At 63.2% G+C, this 18,465-nt stretch carries 18 protein-coding genes and 1 riboswitch; of the genes, 8 read left to right on the top strand and 10 right to left on the bottom strand.

Annotated features, from left to right (window positions below; all coding sequences use genetic code 11):
* Positions 1–118: 118 nt before the first annotated feature.
* The 3 genes from KSS90_RS04585 to KSS90_RS04575 form a co-directional block, all read right to left on the bottom strand.
* Positions 119–1,483 (bottom strand): DUF1329 domain-containing protein, encoded by a 1,365-nt coding sequence (locus KSS90_RS04585; protein WP_217868383.1) that lies wholly within the window; start codon positions 1,481–1,483, stop codon positions 119–121.
* Positions 1,484–1,508: 25 nt separating this feature from the next.
* On the bottom strand, positions 1,509–3,395 hold the full coding sequence (locus KSS90_RS04580; RefSeq protein WP_217868382.1) for a DUF1302 domain-containing protein: 1,887 nt from the start codon (positions 3,393–3,395) through the stop codon (positions 1,509–1,511).
* Positions 3,396–3,726: 331 nt separating this feature from the next.
* Complete coding sequence (locus KSS90_RS04575; protein WP_217868381.1) at positions 3,727–5,409, bottom strand: fatty acid--CoA ligase; 1,683 nt, start codon at positions 5,407–5,409, stop codon at positions 3,727–3,729.
* Positions 5,410–5,599: 190 nt separating this feature from the next.
* On the opposite strand from KSS90_RS04575, the gene KSS90_RS04570 reads away from it, so the two are divergent.
* The 3 genes from KSS90_RS04570 (at position 5,600) to KSS90_RS04560 (ending at position 8,443) form a co-directional block, all read left to right on the top strand.
* On the top strand, positions 5,600–6,565 hold the full coding sequence (locus KSS90_RS04570) for a 2-hydroxyacid dehydrogenase (RefSeq protein ID WP_217868380.1): 966 nt from the start codon (positions 5,600–5,602) through the stop codon (positions 6,563–6,565).
* A 44-nt stretch (positions 6,566–6,609) separates the two neighbouring features.
* A complete protein-coding gene (locus KSS90_RS04565) occupies positions 6,610–7,608 on the top strand; it encodes a methyltransferase (RefSeq protein WP_217868379.1) in 999 nt (332 codons plus the stop codon).
* Positions 7,609–7,646: 38 nt separating this feature from the next.
* Positions 7,647–7,768, top strand: a riboswitch (yybP-ykoY riboswitch).
* A gap of 90 nt (positions 7,769–7,858) precedes the next feature.
* On the top strand, positions 7,859–8,443 hold the full coding sequence (locus KSS90_RS04560) for a TMEM165/GDT1 family protein (RefSeq protein WP_172670939.1): 585 nt from the start codon (positions 7,859–7,861) through the stop codon (positions 8,441–8,443).
* Positions 8,444–8,544: 101 nt separating this feature from the next.
* Here KSS90_RS04560 and KSS90_RS04555 read toward each other — a convergent pair whose 3' ends face one another.
* Positions 8,545–9,360, bottom strand: coding sequence for a M48 family metallopeptidase (locus KSS90_RS04555; RefSeq protein ID WP_046857116.1), 816 nt, complete (start codon positions 9,358–9,360; stop codon positions 8,545–8,547).
* 152 nt (positions 9,361–9,512) lie between these two features.
* On the opposite strand from KSS90_RS04555, the gene KSS90_RS04550 reads away from it, so the two are divergent.
* On the top strand, positions 9,513–11,654 hold the full coding sequence (locus KSS90_RS04550) for a methyl-accepting chemotaxis protein (RefSeq protein ID WP_217868378.1): 2,142 nt from the start codon (positions 9,513–9,515) through the stop codon (positions 11,652–11,654).
* A gap of 93 nt (positions 11,655–11,747) precedes the next feature.
* Here KSS90_RS04550 and KSS90_RS04545 read toward each other — a convergent pair whose 3' ends face one another.
* Genes KSS90_RS04545 through KSS90_RS04535 form a run of 3 tightly spaced genes read right to left on the bottom strand, consistent with a single transcriptional unit; the run spans position 11,748 to position 12,826 of the window.
* Entirely contained in the window at positions 11,748–12,368 is a 621-nt protein-coding gene (locus KSS90_RS04545; RefSeq protein WP_217868377.1) for an SOS response-associated peptidase, read from the bottom strand.
* Positions 12,369–12,383: 15 nt separating this feature from the next.
* Positions 12,384–12,644, bottom strand: coding sequence for a putative signal transducing protein (locus KSS90_RS04540; protein ID WP_217868376.1), 261 nt, complete (start codon positions 12,642–12,644; stop codon positions 12,384–12,386).
* Positions 12,644–12,826 carry a CPXCG motif-containing cysteine-rich protein gene (locus KSS90_RS04535; RefSeq protein WP_010225771.1) on the bottom strand — a complete coding sequence of 61 codons (183 nt, stop codon included), beginning with the start codon at positions 12,824–12,826 and terminating at the stop codon, positions 12,644–12,646. The genes KSS90_RS04540 and KSS90_RS04535 overlap by 1 nt, the downstream gene beginning before the upstream one ends.
* A 125-nt stretch (positions 12,827–12,951) precedes the next feature.
* Between KSS90_RS04535 and KSS90_RS04530 the strand changes: the two genes are divergently transcribed.
* Positions 12,952–14,118, top strand: coding sequence for a 1-acyl-sn-glycerol-3-phosphate acyltransferase (locus KSS90_RS04530; RefSeq protein ID WP_023630963.1), 1,167 nt, complete (start codon positions 12,952–12,954; stop codon positions 14,116–14,118).
* Between the two features lie 111 nt (positions 14,119–14,229).
* Here the strand turns inward: KSS90_RS04530 and KSS90_RS04525 are convergent, their stop codons facing one another.
* The gene (locus KSS90_RS04525) at positions 14,230–14,490 is read right to left on the bottom strand and encodes a hypothetical protein (RefSeq protein ID WP_217868375.1); all 261 of its coding nucleotides are present in this window, start codon (positions 14,488–14,490) and stop codon (positions 14,230–14,232) included.
* A gap of 158 nt (positions 14,491–14,648) precedes the next feature.
* Here KSS90_RS04525 and KSS90_RS04520 point away from each other — a divergent pair, with 158 nt between their 5' ends.
* Positions 14,649–14,855 (top strand): hypothetical protein, encoded by a 207-nt coding sequence (locus tag KSS90_RS04520; RefSeq protein WP_046857121.1) that lies wholly within the window; start codon positions 14,649–14,651, stop codon positions 14,853–14,855.
* Positions 14,856–15,000: 145 nt separating this feature from the next.
* Here the strand turns inward: KSS90_RS04520 and KSS90_RS04515 are convergent, their stop codons facing one another.
* Entirely contained in the window at positions 15,001–15,585 is a 585-nt protein-coding gene (locus KSS90_RS04515; RefSeq protein ID WP_217868374.1) for a YajG family lipoprotein, read from the bottom strand.
* Positions 15,586–15,729: 144 nt separating this feature from the next.
* On the opposite strand from KSS90_RS04515, the gene KSS90_RS04510 reads away from it, so the two are divergent.
* Together KSS90_RS04510 and mqo are read left to right on the top strand one after the other, a co-directional pair.
* Positions 15,730–15,963, top strand: coding sequence for a hypothetical protein (locus KSS90_RS04510; protein ID WP_217868373.1), 234 nt, complete (start codon positions 15,730–15,732; stop codon positions 15,961–15,963).
* A gap of 605 nt (positions 15,964–16,568) precedes the next feature.
* Positions 16,569–18,074, top strand: a complete 1,506-nt coding sequence (mqo, locus tag KSS90_RS04505; protein ID WP_217868372.1) for a malate dehydrogenase (quinone) — start codon at positions 16,569–16,571, stop codon at positions 18,072–18,074.
* 76 nt (positions 18,075–18,150) lie between these two features.
* Here mqo and KSS90_RS04500 read toward each other — a convergent pair whose 3' ends face one another.
* A complete protein-coding gene (locus tag KSS90_RS04500; RefSeq protein ID WP_217869736.1) occupies positions 18,151–18,441 on the bottom strand; it encodes a PA4642 family protein in 291 nt (96 codons plus the stop codon).
* Positions 18,442–18,465 lie beyond the last annotated feature (24 nt).

Below are 18,465 nucleotides of genomic sequence, written 5' to 3'. Positions count from 1 at the left end.
AAAAAGACATGACAAGAAACAATTCTGGCCGATCGCCCTGTCCCTCTCCCACGAAAACAGAAACGCCCCGGCAAGCCGGGGCGTTCTGGGAGATCAAACGAAGTTTGCGCTTAACGACTCAACGCACACCCGCCTGGCGCAATGCCGCTGGCTGGAAGTCAGCCTTGCTGGCGCTGAAGCCGAAGTTGTAGGCACTTTTCTCTTCGTTCTTCATGCCCAGCGCCAGGTAGCGACCCGACTGCAGGTCGTAGATGGCTTCCAGGGTGTACCACGGTACCTGCACGTTGTAGTACGGCTGGGCGTGAGCCTCGGAAACGCGCCACAGCTGGTTGCGACCGTCATACTGGTCGATCACCGCGGCCTGCCAGGTGTCCTCGTCGATATAGAAGTCACGCTTGGCATAGATATGGCGCTGGCCCGGCTTGAGCGTGGCGACCACGTGCCAGACACGACGCAGCTCGTAACGCGACAGGTCCTGGTTGATGTGCCCAGCCTTGACGATGTCGCTGTACTTGAGCTTGGGATCGTCCAGCTTGTAAGCGTTGGAGGCGATGTACATCTCCTTCTTGCCTTCGAGCTTCCAGTCGTAACGGTCTGGCGCGCCGTTGTACATGTCCAGGTTGTCGGAGGTGCGCAGGCCGTCGGCGGCGGTACCCGGGCCGTCATACGACACTTGCGGCGCCTGACGCACACGGCGCTGGCCGGCGTTGTAGATCCACGCCTTGCGCGGTTCCTTGACCTGGTCGAGGGTTTCGTGGACCAGCAGCACGGTCCCGGCAAGACGCGCCGGAGCGGTCACTTCCTGCTTGAAGTAGAACAGGATGTTGCCGGGGTTGGCCGGATCATAGTCCTTCATCTTGTCGCGGAAGACGAACTGGTCCTGGAAGTACACCAGGCTGTAGGAGCCGTTCTGCTGCGGGGTGGCCTGGGTGACCAGGCGGGTCACGCTGCCGCCACGGTAGCGGGTGATGTGGTTCCAGATCACCTCCAGGCCATCCTTGGGAATCGGGAACGGCACGGCGGTCTTGAAGTTCTCCAGGCCGTTGCCACCGGCAACCAGGGTGGTCTTGGTGGCGTTTTCCTTGATGGCGGCGAAGACATCGTCCGGCACCGTGGAACCGCGGTGGGTCTTGTACACCGGAATCTTGTAGCTATCCGGGTAACGCTTGAACATCGCCACTTGGCCAGGCGAAAGCTTGTCCTTGTACTGGTCGACGTTCTGCGCGGTGATGGTGAACAACGGTTTTTCGCTGGCGTAAGGATCGGAGAGGAAGCCCTTGGAGTCGGCACTGCCGGCGCTCTTGGACAGCGGCTCCCACGGGCCGATGGAACCATCGGCGTTACCGGCCTTCTCGGCGCCCATCGGGGTGAGCGACGCGCCCAGCTTGGCGGCCTCGTCAGCGGAAACCGCAGCCATGACGCTGGTTGCCAGCAGGGACATGCCCAGTACACCGGCTTGCAGCAGACGTGTGGTCATTTTCATTCTTTGTCGTCCTGGATCAATGTTCTTAGAAGTTCACGCCGAAGCTGAGCGCGACGAAGTCGCGGTCATCCACGGTGGTGTACTTGCCATCGAAGAAGTTGGTGTACGACAGGCTCGCCGTGTAGGTGTTCTGGTATTCGGCGTCCAGGCCCAGGCTGACCGCCTTGCGACCTTCCTCGAAGTTGCCGCCAGGGCCCGGGGAGTAACCCGAGACGTCGTGGGACCAGGCCACGCTGGGCTTGAGGTTGATGCCGGCGAAGACATCGTTGTAGTCCCAGATGGCGCGTGCGCGGTAACCCCAGGAGGTGCTGGTGGTGAAACCGTCACCCTCGCAGTTGCGGGTCAGGTTGGCGGTAGAACTGCCCAGGCCTGAACCACCGATGGTGCTGTTATTGAGCAGACGGCAGGCATTGCCTGGCAGATCACCTGGACCATAGACCGGGTCGCGGCCATAGCGGGCCTTGTCACGGCTCTCCAGACCACCCACATGGGTGACGCCGACTTCACCGACAAGTGTCATGCGGCTGGCACCCATGACCTGATCGAAGAAGTGAGTGAAAGTGGTCTGGAACTGGGTGATCTCCTTGCGTTTGTAACCGTGAAGGTCTTCCCCTGGCTGGCCGTTGAGTACTGAAGCATTGCCGAACAACGGACCGCCCAGCGGCTTGACACCGGCAAACAGGATGTCCGTACTGTTCAACTGCACAGGCGCGTTGGGGCGGTAGCTGATCTCGCCGCTCCAGGCGGTGCCGGTAGGCAAGGTGGTGGAGAAGCTGAGCCCGTAGAGACGGATGTCTTCCGGATACTCGACGAAGTACTGCGAGTTACCCGCCACGATCAGCGGCGCAAGTGCTTGCAATGCCGGTGGCAGGGCCGCTGCGCGGGCAAAGGTCGCACGCGAGGCACCGGTGGCACTGAAGATCGGTGCGCGACTGTGGTAGTTCATGAAGTAGGCGCCGAATTCGGTATCCAGCGGCTCGTACATGTAGCGGAACGCGACGCCCCACTGGCCACTGTCACGGGCATCACGGTCAGCGCCACGGCGAACCAGCACGCCTTCCTCGTTGTAATTGACACCGTTGGCGGCCAGCACACCCCGCGCTACTGCCGGCAAGGCATTGAGGGTACGGCTGCTGTTCAGCACACGCAGGTTGTCGGTACAGCCATCGGCGATGATGTCAGGTTGGGAGAAGAAGGTGCCGCAGTTGTCGACAACCGTCTGGTCCCATTCGATCTGATAGAAGGCCTCGGCCGACAGGTTGTCGGTCAGGCTCTGGGAGACATAGAACATGTTGACCGGGATCAGGCCTTCCTTGATCTCGGAACCCGGACGGCGGAACGCGGACACGTCAATCGGGTTGATCGAGTTGATACCGCCGCCGATGAAGGTGCTCTCCCCCCAACTCACTACCTGCTTGCCCAGGCGCACCGAACCCGGCAGATCGGCGATGGAGTAGTTGTGATAGACAAAGGCGTCGAGCAGCTCCGCGCCCGAGGATTTAGCGCCCTCCTTGCGGTTGGAGTCGCTGATGTCCTTAAACTCGCGGTTTTCATCCTTGAGCTCGAAGTCATACCAGTACTTGCCACGGACGAACACGCCGGTGTCGCCGTACTTGAGCTCCAGGTCGTGGATACCCTTGAAGATCTTCGAGAAGGTTTCGCCTTTCTTGAAGTTCAGGTGGCCGTCGTCGGAGGTCTGCGACAGGCCGTTACCACCGTTGTTGACCCCGATGAGGTTCTTGTTGGGATTGGCCGTCGACCAACTGGCGCCAACGGAGAGCGACGAGTCGAACTGGCCTTCGATTTCACCGATGTTGAAGCTGACCGCGAAAGCGGGACTTGCGAGCGTGGAAGCGAGGCTGACGGCCAGGGGCAGTTTCGCCCGGCGCCAGAACGGGTTTGCAGATGTCATCGACGCTACTCCATGTACTTTTTTGTTATGGCAGTGAGTCCTTTCAGAAACGGCTCGAGCGCCTGGTGAAGCAGGCTCCTGCCCGTGACGCCGCGCGTTGCCGTGCGGCGCCCTCCCCCATTCCTGAAAATCCCCTGACCCGACTATAGCCAGCGGTCACAGGTGCTTGATCCCTCTAAAGTGTGATTTGCGCGTCCTGCTTGCGGCCCACCCCGATCGGCCGGCCTGCGCGCTGGCAGTGCTCAAGCATGGCTCAATTCTGCTGTTTGACAAGGCGGCATACTGTCTAGTCTGCGGGGTCGCGCTGAAAGAAGCACGACCCGCGCCTGGGTTACAGAGTGGAAAGGAAAGCGCTGTTACTGGCCTGCCACTGGCTGATGTCCACGCGGATGCGCTTCTTGTCGAGCTTGCCGACGCTGGTCTTGGGAATTTCAGTAACAAGGGCGATCTGGCTGGGAATCGCCCACTTGTTGATGTGCCCCTGCTCGACGAAAGGCTTGAGGTGCTCCTTGAGCGCACGTGCATCGATACTCTGCCCCTCGCGCACCACCAGCAACGCGAACGGGCGCTCGCCCCACTGCGGATCGGGCACCCCGACCACCGCGACCTCGCGGACCGCCGGATGGCGGCTGACCAGGTCTTCCAGGTCGAGCGAGGAGATCCATTCGCCACCGGTCTTGATCACATCCTTGATGCGGTCGCGGATGTCGATGAAGCCCATGCCATCGAGCGTGGCGACATCGCCGGTGTGCAGCCAGCCGCCCTGCCAGAGTTCTTCGCCCTTCTCCGGTTCCCGGAAATAACCCATGGTCAACCAGGGCGCGCGCAGTACCAGCTCGCCCTGGGTTTCGCCATCGGCGGGAAGGAAATTGCCATTACCGTCGACGATGGCGGCCTCGACCAAGGGCACCGGCACGCCAGCCTTGATCCGGTAGCTGGTACGCTCATCCTCGCTGCCGGCCTGCAACTCGTCATTCAGGTGCGCGGCGCTGATCAGCGGGCAGGTTTCGGACATGCCGTAGGCGGCGGTGAGCTGGATACCACGGGCCAGTGCGGCCTGGTACAGGGCGCGATTGAGCGCGCTGCCGCCGATGATGATCTTCCAGCCGCCGAAATCCTGACCGGCTGCCGACGGGCAGTTGAGCAGCATCTGCAGGATGGTCGGCACGCAGTGGGAGAACGTCACCTTCTCCTCGCGCCACAGCCTGATCAGCATGTCCGGCTCGTAGCGCCCCGGGTAGACCTGCTTGATCCCCATCATGGTCGCCGCGTAGGGGATGCCCCAGGCATGCACATGGAACATCGGCGTGATCGGCATGTAGACATCGTTACTGCTCAGCAGCCTCACGCTGTCCAGGCTGCCGAGTACCGAGGTTTCGGCCAGCGTGTGCAGCACCAGCTGGCGATGGGTGAAATACACCCCTTTGGGGTTGCCCGTGGTGCCGGTGGTGTAGAAGGTGGTGGCCACCGAGTTTTCATCGAAATCGGGGAAGTCATAATGCGCGCTCGCCGCGGCCAGCAGTTGCTCGTACTCGCCCTGCAGGCCCGGCAGATCGGCAGACTTGTCCGGCCCGTCGGTCAGCAAAACGGTACCTTGCACCGTGGTTAGCTGCCCGGCGATAGCCTGGTACAGGCCGATGAAATCACTGTTGACCAGCACGAACCGGTCTTCGGCGTGGTTCATGGTGTAAAGGATCTGCTCCGGCGACAGGCGCACGTTGATGGTATGCACCACGGCACCGATCATCGGGATGGCGAACATGCACTCCAGGTAGCGGTGGCTGTCCCAGTCCATCACCGCCACGGTGTCGCCGGCCTTCACCCCAGCCTCGGTCAATACGTTGGCCAGGCGGGCGATGCGCTCGTTCAGTTGCGGGTAGGTGAGGCGGATCTGGTCGCGGTAGACGATCTCGCGGGTCTTTTCGTAGCGGCTGCCGGACATCAGCAGGCGCTTGATCAACAGTGGGTACTGGTAGGCGCCCTCGGCGGGCTTGATGATGCGTGTCTGCAGCATGGGTATCCCTTTTCTTCAAAGCGGGCAGGACAGTTCAGAGATCAACTGTAGTTCGGTGACGCACCGGTCAAATCAGCCGAAGGAATGATTTGTGCCGTGCAGGTATGAGCGCAGGCGCTACCATTGACGAGCGGCGCCGCCGGGCCGGACACTGCGCCGACCCCATCCTGCCCTGCCACCGGAGCCCCTGATGTCCAGCCCACGTCGCGCCGTGTTTCTCGATCACCAGTCACTGGACCTGGGTGACCTCGACCTTTCGCCCTTGCATGCCCAGTTCGACACGTTGCAACTGCATGCCACGACCCGCCCGGAGCAGGTCGCCGAACGTCTGCAAGGTGCCGTGGCCGTCATCAGCAACAAAGTGCTGCTCGATGCCGCCACGCTGGCCGCCAACCCGCAACTCAAGCTGATCCTGGTGGCCGCCACCGGCACCAACAATGTCGACCTGGCCGCCGCCCGTGCCCAGGGCATCACCGTGAGCAACTGCCAGGGCTACGGCACGCCTTCGGTGGCCCAGCACACCCTGGCCCTGCTGCTGGCCCTGGCCACGCGCCTGTGCGACTACGACCAGGCGGTGAAGGCCGGGCAATGGGCCAAGGCCAGCCAGTTCTGCCTGCTGGACTTCCCTATAGTCGAGTTGGAAGGCAAGACCCTCGGCCTGCTCGGCCATGGCGAGCTTGGCGGCGCGGTGGCGCGCCTGGCCGAAGCCTTCGGCATGCGCGTGCTGAGCGGGCAGATCCCCGGTCGACCGCCCCGGGCCGATCGCCTGCCACTGCACGAATTGCTGCCACAGGTCGATGCCCTGACCCTGCATTGCCCGCTCAACGAGCAGACCCGGCACATGATCGGTGCCCGCGAGCTGGCGCTGCTCAAGCCCGGCGCACTGGTGGTCAATACCGCCCGCGGCGGGTTGATCGACGAGCAGGCCCTGGCCGACGCGCTGCGCGTTGGCCACTTGGGTGGCGCAGCTACCGATGTGCTGAGCGTCGAACCACCGGTCGATGGCAACCCGCTGCTGGCGCCGGACATCCCCCGCCTGCTCATCACCCCGCACAGCGCCTGGGGCGCGGTGGAGTCGCGCCAGCGCATCGTCGGGCAACTGGCCGAAAACGCCCTGGCCTACTTCGCCGGGCAGCCGCGGCGCGTGGTCGGCTGAGCCGCCTCTGGTACACTGCGCCACTTTTTCAGGAGGCGTCGTCCATGGACCCGCGCAGTGAAGTATTGCTCCGCCAGCCAGAGCTGTTCCAAGGCCCGCTGCTGATCGCCGGTGCCCAGGCCGATGGCCTGCTCGGCCAGTTGCCCGATGCCCACGGCTGGACCTGGCACGCCGGCGATCAGGCGGTGCTCGAAAGCCGCTTCCCCGGGCGCAGCCACTATGGTGTCGACGTACCTGAGGTCGCCTTTGCCAGTGCCGTGCTGTTCTTGCCCAAGTCTCGCGAGCTGGCTGCCTACCTGCTCAACGCCCTGGCCTCGCGCCTTGCAGGTCGCGAGCTGTACCTGGTGGGGGAGAAGCGCGGCGGCATCGAAGGCGCGGCCAAGCAGTTGCAGGCCTTCGGCAGGCCGCGCAAGCTCGACAGCGCCCGCCACTGCCAGCTATGGCAGGTGACCGTGGACCACGCGCCCGAAGCCAAGCCGCTGGAAAGCCTGGCCGAACGCTTCGACCTGCAGCTCGAAGATGGCCCGCTGCAGGTGATCAGCCTCCCCGGCGTGTTCAGCCACGGGCGTCTGGACAAAGGCACGGCCCTGCTCCTGGAACACCTCGACGGCCTGCCGAGCGGTCATGTCCTGGACTTCGGCTGCGGTGCCGGGGTGCTCGGTGCCACGATCAAGCGTCGCTATCCGCAGAGCCATGTCACCTTGCTCGATGTCGACGCCTTCGCGGTTGCGGCCAGTCGCCTGACCCTGGCCGCCAATGGTCTGGAAGGCGAGGTGATCAGCGGTGACGGGATCGATGCCGCCCCTACCGGCCTGGATGTCATCCTGAGCAATCCTCCGTTCCATACCGGGGTACACACCGACTACCACGCTTCGGAAAATCTGCTGAAAAAATCCAGAGAAAGTCTGCGAAAAGGTGGCGAAATCCGCTTGGTTGCCAACAGTTTCCTACGTTACCAGCCGCTCATCGAAGGCGCGCTGGGCAACTGTGAGATACGTGCCGAAGCGCAAGGTTTTCGCATCTACCGCGCAACACATGGATAAAAACAGGGCTTGCCGAAAGCGATTCGCCTAGGCAGAATCCGCTCCGTCCTAGGGGAGTAGTCTCCCGCGAGCACCCTGCTCGCCCGGTACGCGTCAACACACTTGGCCCACAGGCCATGGCGCGTGCGACCCACGATCTGCGCAGACAGATCCAGGGTTTGACAAGACCTATGACACGCACACCTTACCCGGGGCGGGAAGGTCGTACGTGTCATAGCCGTGTCGACCCGCCCCCGTAGGAATCCTGATGCTGGAATCATTGCTCGTCCCTACCGCGATCGTCGCGCTTGCCGAAATCGGCGACAAGACGCAGCTGCTCGCGCTCATTCTCGCCGCCCGCTTCCGCAAACCTTGGCCAATCATTGCCGGGATCGTCGCCGCGACACTGGCCAACCATGCCGCCGCCGGCGCGGTCGGGGCCTGGGTCAGCAGTTTCTTCACCGAGTCGGTACTGCACTGGATCCTCGCCGCGAGCTTCACCGCCACCGCGTTGTGGACCCTTGTGCCGGACAAGATGGACGATGAAGAAACCAGCAACGCACGACGGTTCGGGCCATTCGTGACCACGCTGATCGCATTCTTCCTGGCGGAAATCGGCGACAAGACCCAGGTGGCCACGGTGATGCTGGCCGCCCAGTATCCGCACCTGATCATGGTGATCATCGGCACCACCCTGGGCATGCTGATCGCCAACGTGCCGGTGGTGCTGGCGGGCAACTTCGCGGCGGAGAAACTGCCGCTGACGCTGATCCGTCGCCTGGCGGCGACCGCGTTTATCGTGCTGGCCATCGTCGCGGTGTATTCGGCGATGAAGACCAGTGGCTGGATAGGGTGACGCAGCGGCAAGTGGCAAGCTACAAGCGGCAAGAAAGAGCAGATGCGTCCTTACTTGCCGCTTGAAGCTTGAAGCTTGAAGCTTGAAGCTTGAAGCTGCTTTTACTTCTTGGCCGCCTGATACAGCGGCATCACCTTCGGAATCGCCGCCTGCAACGAGGCGATACGGCTGCTCGAAGCCGGGTGGGTGCTCATGAACTCTGGCGGCGCGCCTTCGGACGCCTTGCTCATCTTGTTCCACAGGGTGATCGCGGCGTTCGGGTCATAGCCGGCACGGGCCGACAGTTCGAGGCCGATCAGGTCGGCTTCGTTCTCGTTGGAACGGCTGTTGGGCAGGGTCATGGCGTAGTTCACCACGGTATCGGCCATGGCCATGCTGTCCTGCCCCAGGCCAAAGATCGCGCCGGCGCCCTGGCGGGCCATTTCCACACCGTAGGCCTTGGACATCGCTTCACGGCTGTGCTCGCGCAGGGCGTGGGCGATCTCGTGCCCCACTACCGCGGCGATCTCGGCGTCGGTCAGCTGGAGCTGATCGATCAGGCCGGTGTAGACGATGATCTTGCCACCCGGACCGCAGTTGGCGTTGAGCTCGTCGCTCTTGATCACGTTGACTTCCCAGTTCCACTGCGCGGCATCCGGCCGGAACTGTGGCGCCTGGGCGATCAGGCGCTTGGCGATGGCCTGCACGCGCTTGGCATCATTGCTGCTCTTGTCCAGCACGCCCTTGCTCGACGCCTCGCCGAGGGTCTGCTGGTAGGACTGGGCGTACATCTTGTTGACCTCATCGGTCGAAAGCATGCTGAACATGTATTGCTGGCGCTGCACGCCCACGGCACCACCACTGGTGGTATTGACCGCCTGGCAGCCGCCGAGCAGGACGCCGACCGTCAGCATGCTGACAACGAATGACTTACGCATGAAAACACTCCCTTTTTACGTGCCGCGTATCCTAGGCCCAGACGCCCGCCCCTGCCAGAGCCGCAGGTAAGATTTCTGACAAGGCCCTCATGCTTTGGTATTAGCCCGCCGATAACACTCGGTAACGACCTCCTTGCGCGCGGAGCTTTGCCATGAAGTTCAAGTCGATCCAGTTTTCCGTGGCCGCCCTGGCCGGTGCCATCGTGCTGAGCATTGTCGCGGCCCTGGTGCTGTACGCCGTCTACTCCGGGCAACGCACCCAAGCCCTGGTGCAACAGCGCACCCAGCAACAGTTCGAAAACGTCATCGAGCAGCGCCTCACCGCCCTGGCCCGCACCCAGGTCAGCGAGATCCAGCGCGGCCTCGAAGCCCCGCTGTCGATCGCCCGCAGCCTGGCCACCGGCAACGCCATGCTCGGCATGCAGGGAAGCGACGGCCAAGCGCTGATGCGGGTCGACCGCGAACACCTGATCAACCAACTCAAGCGCACCGTGGAGGTCAACCCGAGCGTGCTCGGCGCTTACCTTGGCTGGGAGCCGAACGCCCTCGACCACGCCGATGCCCGTTATGTCGGCAGCAGCCTGGTGGGTATCGACAGTGCCAGCGGTCGCTTCCTACCCTGGTGGTTCCGCAATGGCGACGGCAGCCTTGGCCAGGACAAGCTGGCCGATGTCGACGACCGCACGGTGCTCGCCACCGGCGTGCGCGCCAGCGAGTACTACCTGTGCCCCAAGGAGTCGAAGAAGGCCTGCGTGATCGACCCTGCTCCTTATAAAGTGGGCGACAAGATGGTCATGCTGGCGTCGTTCGTCGAACCGATCATGGTCGATGGCCAGTTCCAGGGCATGGCCGGTGCCGACCTGTCGGTGAACTTCATTCAGGATCTGCTCAATGCCGCCGATCGCCAGCTGTACGACGGCGCCGGCGAGCTGGCACTGGTCTCCAGCAACGGCCGCCTGGTGGCCTATACCCGCGACCCTGCGAAATTCGGCGAAAAGGCCAGCGATGTACTGGACAGCGAAGTAGCCGGCACCCTCAAGAACCTGAGCGGCGAAACCCTGCACTACGAAGTGGACGCCGGCAAGGATCGCATCGAGCTGTACCTGCCGTTCAAGGTCGCCAACACCGAGGCCCGCTGGACACTGCTGCTGGAATTGCCGCTGAGCGCCGTGATGGCCGAAGTCAACCAGTTGCAGAAGGACCTGGCCGAGCAGCGCAACACCGATATCACCGGCATGACCCTCGTCGGCCTCGGCATCGCCGCCCTTGGCCTGCTGGTCATCTGGCTGCTGGCCCTGGGCATCGCCCGCCCGCTCAAGCAGATGGTGGCGATGCTCGACGACATCGCCCAGGGCGAAGGCGACCTGACCCGTCGCCTGCACAGCGACCGCAGCGACGAGCTGGGGGCCATCGCCAAGGGCTTCAATACCTTCCTGGCCAAGTTGCAGGCCATGATCAGCCAGGTGGTAGGTTCGGTGCAGAAGGTCAGCGACTCGTCCGAGCACACCGCCGACATCGCCATCCGAACCAACCAGGGCGTGCATAAGCAAATGGCGGAAATCGACCAAGTGGCCACCGCCGTGCATGAAATGACCGCTACCGCCCAGGACGTGGCGCGCAACGCCACGCAAGCGGCCCAGGCCGCCAGTGAAGCCGACCGCGCCGCCAACCAGGGCTTGGACATCGTCCGCGATACGTCGCACTCGATCAGCGAACTGGCCGCCGAGATCGGTCGCGCCGTGACCGTGGTCCAGGACCTGGCCCGCGACAGCGAGAACATCAACGCCATCCTGGTGACCATCCGCGCCATCGCCGAGCAGACCAACCTGCTGGCGCTCAACGCCGCCATCGAGGCGGCCCGGGCCGGCGAGCAGGGTCGAGGTTTCGCGGTGGTCGCCGACGAGGTGCGCAACCTGGCGCAGAAGACCCAGCAAGCCACCCAGGAAATCCAGCAGATGATCCAGCAGCTGCAATTGGGCACCCGCGAAGTGGTCAAGGTGATGGAAGACAGCCAGGGCAAGACCGACATCAGTGTGCAGCAGGCCAGCCGCGCGGCCGAATCGCTGGCGAGCATCACTCAGGCGGTGTCGGTGATCAACGACATGAACACGCAGATCGCCAGTGCTGCCGAGGAACAGAGCGCGGTGGCCGAGGACATCAACCGCAACGTGATCAACATCGGCCAGGTGGCCGGCGAAGTGGCGGGCGGCGCCGACGAGTCGAGCCAGGCCAGCGCCGAGCTGACCAAGCTGGCCGAGCAGCAGCGGCGCCTGATCAATCAATTCAGGGTCTGACGCTTCAAGTCGCAAGTGGATAGCGACAAGTCAAAGCCGAGCGCGAACCGCTTTGACTTGCCGCTTGCAACTCACCACTTGCCGCTTGCGCCGTCAGGCGGGAGTCAGGCACTCCGGCCCATTGAGCTTCGGATCGTTGACGAAGTTCGCCAGCGCCCGCTCACGCAGCACCGTCGGCGGCTTGGCCAGCAACTCATGCAATTTCGCCATCGGTGTTGCGGGGTCCAGCCATAGCACCTGCTCGGCCTCGTCCAGGATCAGTGGCCGACGCTGGTTCACCGCCGCCTGCGTCACCACCGCGCAGCTCAGCCATTGCTGTTCCTGCACCGGGTAGACCTCCCACAGCGCGGCGAAGAACAGCGAGGCACCCTCTCCCGGGGTCACCCAGTACGGACGCTTGCGCGCCGTGCCGCGCCACTCGTAGAAACCGTTGGCGGGCATCAGGCAGCGCCGCTGGCGCAGGGGCTCGCGGAACATCGGCTGCTCGGCGAGGGTTTCGGCACGGGCCTGTGCCGGTGTGCGGGAAAGGTCGGTGAGCCAGGCCGGGGTCAATCCCCAGCGAGCGCTGGCCAGTTGCAGTTGGCCTTCGAGCTGGCGCTGAATCAGTACCGAGGCGCCGGGGGCGATGTTCCATTGGGCCTGCTGGCCCGGGGGGAAGCCCGGCAGGCCGGCGAAGCTCTGGGACCAGCGAAACAGGGCATAGCGTCCACACATGGGCGAAATCAAAACCTAGCAGATCAGTGTTCCGGGATAACTCTCCGGCTCGTCACCGGCAAGCGGCTGAGCGGCATTGTACTCATCGATCAGCTGGCGTGCGTACCCGGCCTGTTCGTCCGGTACCGCCAGACCGAGCAATCCCTGCATCGGCAACTCGCCCACGCCGCCCATCAGGTCGCGCCCGACCAGGTGTACCTCGATGCCTTCGCTGGCCAGCATGCCCACCAGCACCTGGGCCTCTAGCAGGCTTTCCGGCTCATAGATTCGTCGCATCAGTCGTTCTCACCGTAGACATCCAGCATCCACTCCTCACCATGCACCTGCAGCACGAAACGAATGGGCTTGCAGCACACCTGGCAGTCCTCGATGTATTCCTGGTCGCCGCCGGACAGATCCACCGTGGTTTCGACTTCCTCACCACAATAAGGACAATCGTAGATCGCAGTTTCCAGCATCGCGGCCTCCAGAGTGACTTGTGCGTATAATTGCCGGTCTGTTTACAGGGCCTGTGAGCGTCCGAGCCGTTTTTCGGAGCCCGCCCCTACCTATTTACCCTAGCCGTTTCCAACAAGAGAGCATGATGGGCGAATTCGATGCCATCCGACCGTACGACGACGCTGAGGTCCCTGCCGTTCTGGCACGCCTGCTCAGCGACCCGGCATTCCTCGATATCCTCACCCACTTCCGCTTTCCGCGCGCGGCGGGTGCCTTCGGCTGGCTGCTCAAACCGCTGATCGCCCGACGCCTGCGCAAGGAATTCGCCGGCGTGACCTGCGTGTCCACGCTTCAGGACAAGGTCGAGTACTACGTCGACCGCACCATCGACCGCGCTACCGACGGCGTCACCTATAGCGGCGTCGAACAGCTCAAGTCCGGTACCGCCTACCTGTTCCTGGCCAACCACCGTGACATCGTGATGGACCCCGCCTTCGTCAACTATGCGGTGTACCACGCCGGCCTGCCGACACCGCGCATCGCCATCGGCGACAACCTGCTGCAAAAGCCGTTCGTCAGCGACATGATGCGCTTGAACAAGAGCTTCATCGTGCATCGCTCGATCAGCGGCCGCCGCGAGAAACTGGCCGCCTACCAGCTGCTCTCGGCCTACATCAACCACTCGATCCGCAACGATGGCGCATCGATCTGGATCGCCCAGGCCGAAGGCCGCGCCAAGGACGGCGACGACCGTACCGATTCGGCGATCCTGAAAATGTTCCACATGAGCCGCAAAGACGAACCGTTCGGCGCGGTGATCCAGAGCCTGAACCTGATCCCCGTGTCGATCAGCTACGAATACGACCCCTGCGACCAGGCCAAGGCCCGCGAGCTGTACATCCGCGCCACCACCGGCACCTACAAGAAGGCGCCGGGCGAGGACGACAACAGCATCGCCCAGGGCATCACCGGCTACAAAGGACGGGTCCACATCAACTTCGCGCCCCCGGTGACCGAGTACCACGAGGACACCAAGCAACTTGCGCAGGCCATCGACCGGCAGATCCTCGGCGGCTACCGGCTGTTCCCGGTGCATTACCTGGCCTATGCGATGTGGGCGGAGAAGGATGCGGCACTCGAAGTGCCGAGCGCGGAAAAGCTGTTCCCGGCCGATGAACTGGCCAAGGCCAAGGAAGAATGGCAGCGCCGGCTGGATGCCTGCCCGGTCGAGCAGCAGCCGTACCTGGTACAGCAGTATGCGACGCCGGTGCGTAACCAGTATCAGGTAAAGCGTCAGCCCACTTCAGCCTGACAACACACCTGTAGGAGCGGCTTCAGCCGCGATCACCCGCAAAGAGGGTGCCAGGCACCGCGTTGCCTGGATCGCGGCTGAAGCCGCTCCTACAGGGTCGACATCAGCGATTCAGATCCAGGTGCTGAACCAGGACAGCAGCAACGCCATCGCCAGGCAGCAGAAGCCCAGGATGTAGTAGTAGCGCGGCACCCGCTGCTCAAGCGCATCCACCACGCCTTCATCCACTGCCAGGCTTTCCCTGGCGAGCGCCTCGCGGCGTCGGGCGCCGTGCAGCAGCAGCCCGCCCGGGCAGGTGATCAGCAAAGCCAAAAGATTGATCAGCTTGGCCGGATGGGCGGCCAGAAAGCCCCAGAGCACTTGCAACGACATTACGCGACCTCGGTATCACGTGCGGCAAAGCCCGGCATTCTACCCAAGCCCACTTCAACCACCGCCACTTTGCGACCAGCTGTCATCTAATTTCATCTGTCACACGCTCGTCATCAAGACAGGCCACTCTGTCGGCCTTCAACTGACCGGAGCTTGTCATGCTGCACGCCGAAAACCAGGACCGCCTCTACCTCGTGGCCCAGAGCGACGAACAACAGGCGCTGATCGACGGCTTCGCGATCAACGTCCAAGACCGCCAATGGCTGGTGTATTGCGCACTGGGCGGGCATGCCCACGACGATCTGCCGGAGATCGACCCGCATACCGGCATCAGCCTGCTGGATTTTCACGTCCAGGCCGCCTGACCCGGCCCTAGTGTGGTGTTTTGCAAATACGACCAATCACTCGCGAGTTATGGTCGTTATTTGTGAAACACCACACTAGATACAGCCATGAAAAAGCCCGCTGCCTGTTTCGCAGGCAGCGGGCTTTTCTACGCGGTATCGGCGCTTACTCGCCCAGCACCTGACCGATGGTCGGGTCTTTGAAAAGACGGGTCAGGGCATCGCTGAGCACGTCACTCACCAGCTTGGTGTTGGTTTCCTGGTTCGGCGCCATGCCGAAGCGCTGGTCCAACGAGGCACCGTAACGGCCGCTGTAGCGACGGTTGGCGTTCGATACGTCAGCGCGGAAGGTGGCACCGATGGTCGCCTCGGTCACGTACATCTTGTCCTTGGGCGACTGGTACTTGAGCTCGGCCAGGGTCACGGTCAACTGCGGGGCATTGCCGGCATTCGGCGTCGGGGTGAAGCCCAGCAGGCGCACCGCCGCCTCGGCCTGGGCCTGCAGCTTGGGCACCACGTCATTGCCACTGACGGTGATGGTGCTGGTCTCGGGGTACATGCCACCACGGGTGCCGAGCGACTGCGAGGCACGCCCGTCGACGACCCTGACCACCACCGGCTGGCCGTGGCCGACCGGGGCCAATTGCTGGGTGAGCTTGGGTTGCGGGCTGAGTTGCTGCGGGCTGTGGGCACAACCGGCCAGGCTCAGGCTGGCCACCGCGAACAAACCGACCAACAGACGTTGCAACATGCGCATTTCTCCAGAAAAAGCGGCAAAGGCCCACAGTATACCCAGCGCACCACACGCCAGCCATCGGCCCGGCCCGCTTGTCACAATCGTTTCATGCCCCTGCGTTTATCCTTGCGCCAGCCCTCACACACAGGACGCCCCGCCATGGCCTCGCTCTGGACCCTGCTCTTCCACCGCCCGCGCCACGCCACCTACGCCCGCCTCGACAGCGATGGCACCTGCCTGGCCTTCAAGCAGTGCGCCACACCGCCGGGCAACGGCACCTGGGTGCAGGTTCGCGAAGCGCGACTGGCCTGGCTGGGCCGCCCGCTACCGGCCAGCGCCCGGATTTGCAACGGTGCAACGCGCCGCTGGCAGCAACGCACCCTCGCGGCCTGACAAACGCTGCAATAAAAACCCAACAAGTACGCCCTTTCCGCCCGCGACATCGTTATAATCTCCCCCCGATTATAAGGACGTCTCCTGATCGGGCCCCGCATTCGCCGCTTCAACCCGGCACCCTCGACGCTTCGCCCACAGAGAGCCTTCCACTCAGGTCTTGCATTGGCTGTCGTGCCTGCTGTTTCCGGCCGTCCGCTGCGCATGAACCTGCGGGTTGCCATCGCGCAGTCCACTTTTGAGGTTCACGACTCCAAAAGAGCGTGAAAAAACGGTTTTTCACAACTTCACGAGAGTGTGGCGAGCAAATGAACAGTCTGGCATGTGCAAGAGCGGCAGATGTGTACCGAACAGCCCTGAACAGACGGCAAAAGCGCTCATCCCTGATGAACGCCTGAGGCCGGTCCATAACGCACGACGGACCACTTGACCATAAGTCGAATTGCCGCACCCGTGGCAATGGGCGTTCAATAGCCGAACACCCAAGACTGATTGGCGGTGTCCGCGGAAGTTGCAAGAACTGCGAAGAGTCGGACATGGCGATCCTGGCCAACCCAGGGATCCTATGCTGTCAATTAGGTGCTGTAGATTGTGGAGACGCGTTAATGGCGCAGAACGAATCGGTTGATGTGGTACTGGTAGGCGCGGGCATCATGAGTGCCACCCTGGCCGTACTGCTCAAGGAGCTCGACCCGACCCTGAAGCTCGAGGTCGTCGAGGCGATGGACTCCGGAGCCGCGGAGAGTTCCAACCCCTGGAACAACGCCGGTACCGGCCATGCTGGCCTGTGCGAGCTCAATTACACCCCGCAGGCCGCCGATGGCAGCATCGACATCAAGAAGGCCGTGCACATCAACACCCAGTTCGAGGTTTCACGCCAGTTCTGGGCCTACCTGAGCCGCAAAGGCAACTTCGGCTCGCCGCGCGCCTTCATCAACCCGGTGCCGCACCTGAGCTACGTCGAAGGTGACAAGGGCGTTTCGTTCCTCAAGAAGCGTTTCGAGCTGCTCAAGCAGCACCACGCCTTCGCCGAGATGGAATACACCGAAGACAAGGCCGTGATGAAGGACTGGATGCCGCTGATGATGCCAGGCCGCCCGGCCGACCAGCACATCGCCGCCACCCGCGTGATGAAAGGCACCGACGTCAACTTCGGTGCCCTCACCAACAAGCTCCTCAAGCTGCTTGGCGACTCGCCGGATGCCCAGGTCAAGTACAGCAAGAAGGTCGTCGGCCTGCGCCGCAACGGCAGCGGCTGGACCGTGAGCATCAAGGACGTCAACAGCGGCGGCAGCCGTGAAGTGGACGCCCGCTTCGTCTTCCTCGGTGCCGGCGGCGCCGCCCTGCCCCTGCTGCAGGTGTCCGGCATCCCGGAAAGCAAGGGCTTCGGCGGCTTCCCGGTCAGCGGCCAGTGGCTGCGTTGCGACAATCCGGAGATCGTCAAGCAGCACCAGGCCAAGGTCTACAGCCAGGCCGCCGTCGGCGCCCCGCCGATGTCGGTGCCGCACCTGGACACCCGCGTGGTCGACGGCAAGAAATCGCTGCTGTTCGGGCCATACGCCGGCTTCACCACCAAGTTCCTCAAGCACGGCTCGTTCATGGACCTGCCGCTGTCGGTGCGCATGGGCAATATCGGCCCGATGCTGGCCGTGGCCCGTGACAACATGGACCTGACCAAGTACCTGGTCAGCGAAGTGATGCAGTCGATGGAGCAGCGCCTGGAGTCGCTGCGCCGCTTCTACCCAGAGGCGAAAGCCGAGGACTGGCGCCTGGAAGTCGCCGGCCAGCGCGTGCAGATCATCAAGAAGGATCCGAAGAAAGGCGGCATCCTGCAGTTCGGCACCGAGCTGGTATCCGCCGAAGACGGCAGCCTGGCCGCGCTGCTGGGCGCATCGCCGGGCGCCTCGGTGACCGTGTCGATCATGCTCGAGCTGATCGAGCGCTGCTTCCCCGAGCAGGCCAAGGGCGCCTGGGCCGCCAAGCTCAAGGAAATCTTCCCCGCCCGTGAGAAGACCCTGGCCACCGACGCGGCCCTGTACCACAAGATCAGCGCCGACAACGACGCGGCCCTGGAGCTGGTGGAAAGCAGCCCGGCCAAGCATTACGCCTGATCCGGCTGAAACGAAAAAACGCCCCTCGGGGCGTTTTTTTGTGCCTGGGACGCGCCCGCAGAGCGGGCTTGCCAGGTCAGCCGCGGGCTTTTTCGATGATCTCGATGTACTCCGGCGCATTGCGCTGGTCGGCGATGGCCTCGGCGAAGGTCTTGCCATGTTCGTCCTTGCCGTCCAAGTCATAGCCGGCGGCGACGAAAAAGCCGACGTAACGCTCGAAGTCATCGACGCGCAGGCCGCGGTAGCCTTTGATCAGCTTGTGGTGCGAAGGCGAGGTCAGGCCATCGGCCGGCTCGAATTGCAGGAACGTCTTGATGTACTCGTCGCTGATCTCGTCACCAATCACTTGTTTCTTGTCTTTACGCATCGCCGACTCCAACTGGACCATCAC

The organism is Pseudomonas maumuensis, assembly GCF_019139675.1.
GTDB classification, from domain to species: domain Bacteria; phylum Pseudomonadota; class Gammaproteobacteria; order Pseudomonadales; family Pseudomonadaceae; genus Aquipseudomonas; species Aquipseudomonas maumuensis.
This window is presented reverse-complemented; position numbering and strand designations above follow the sequence as displayed.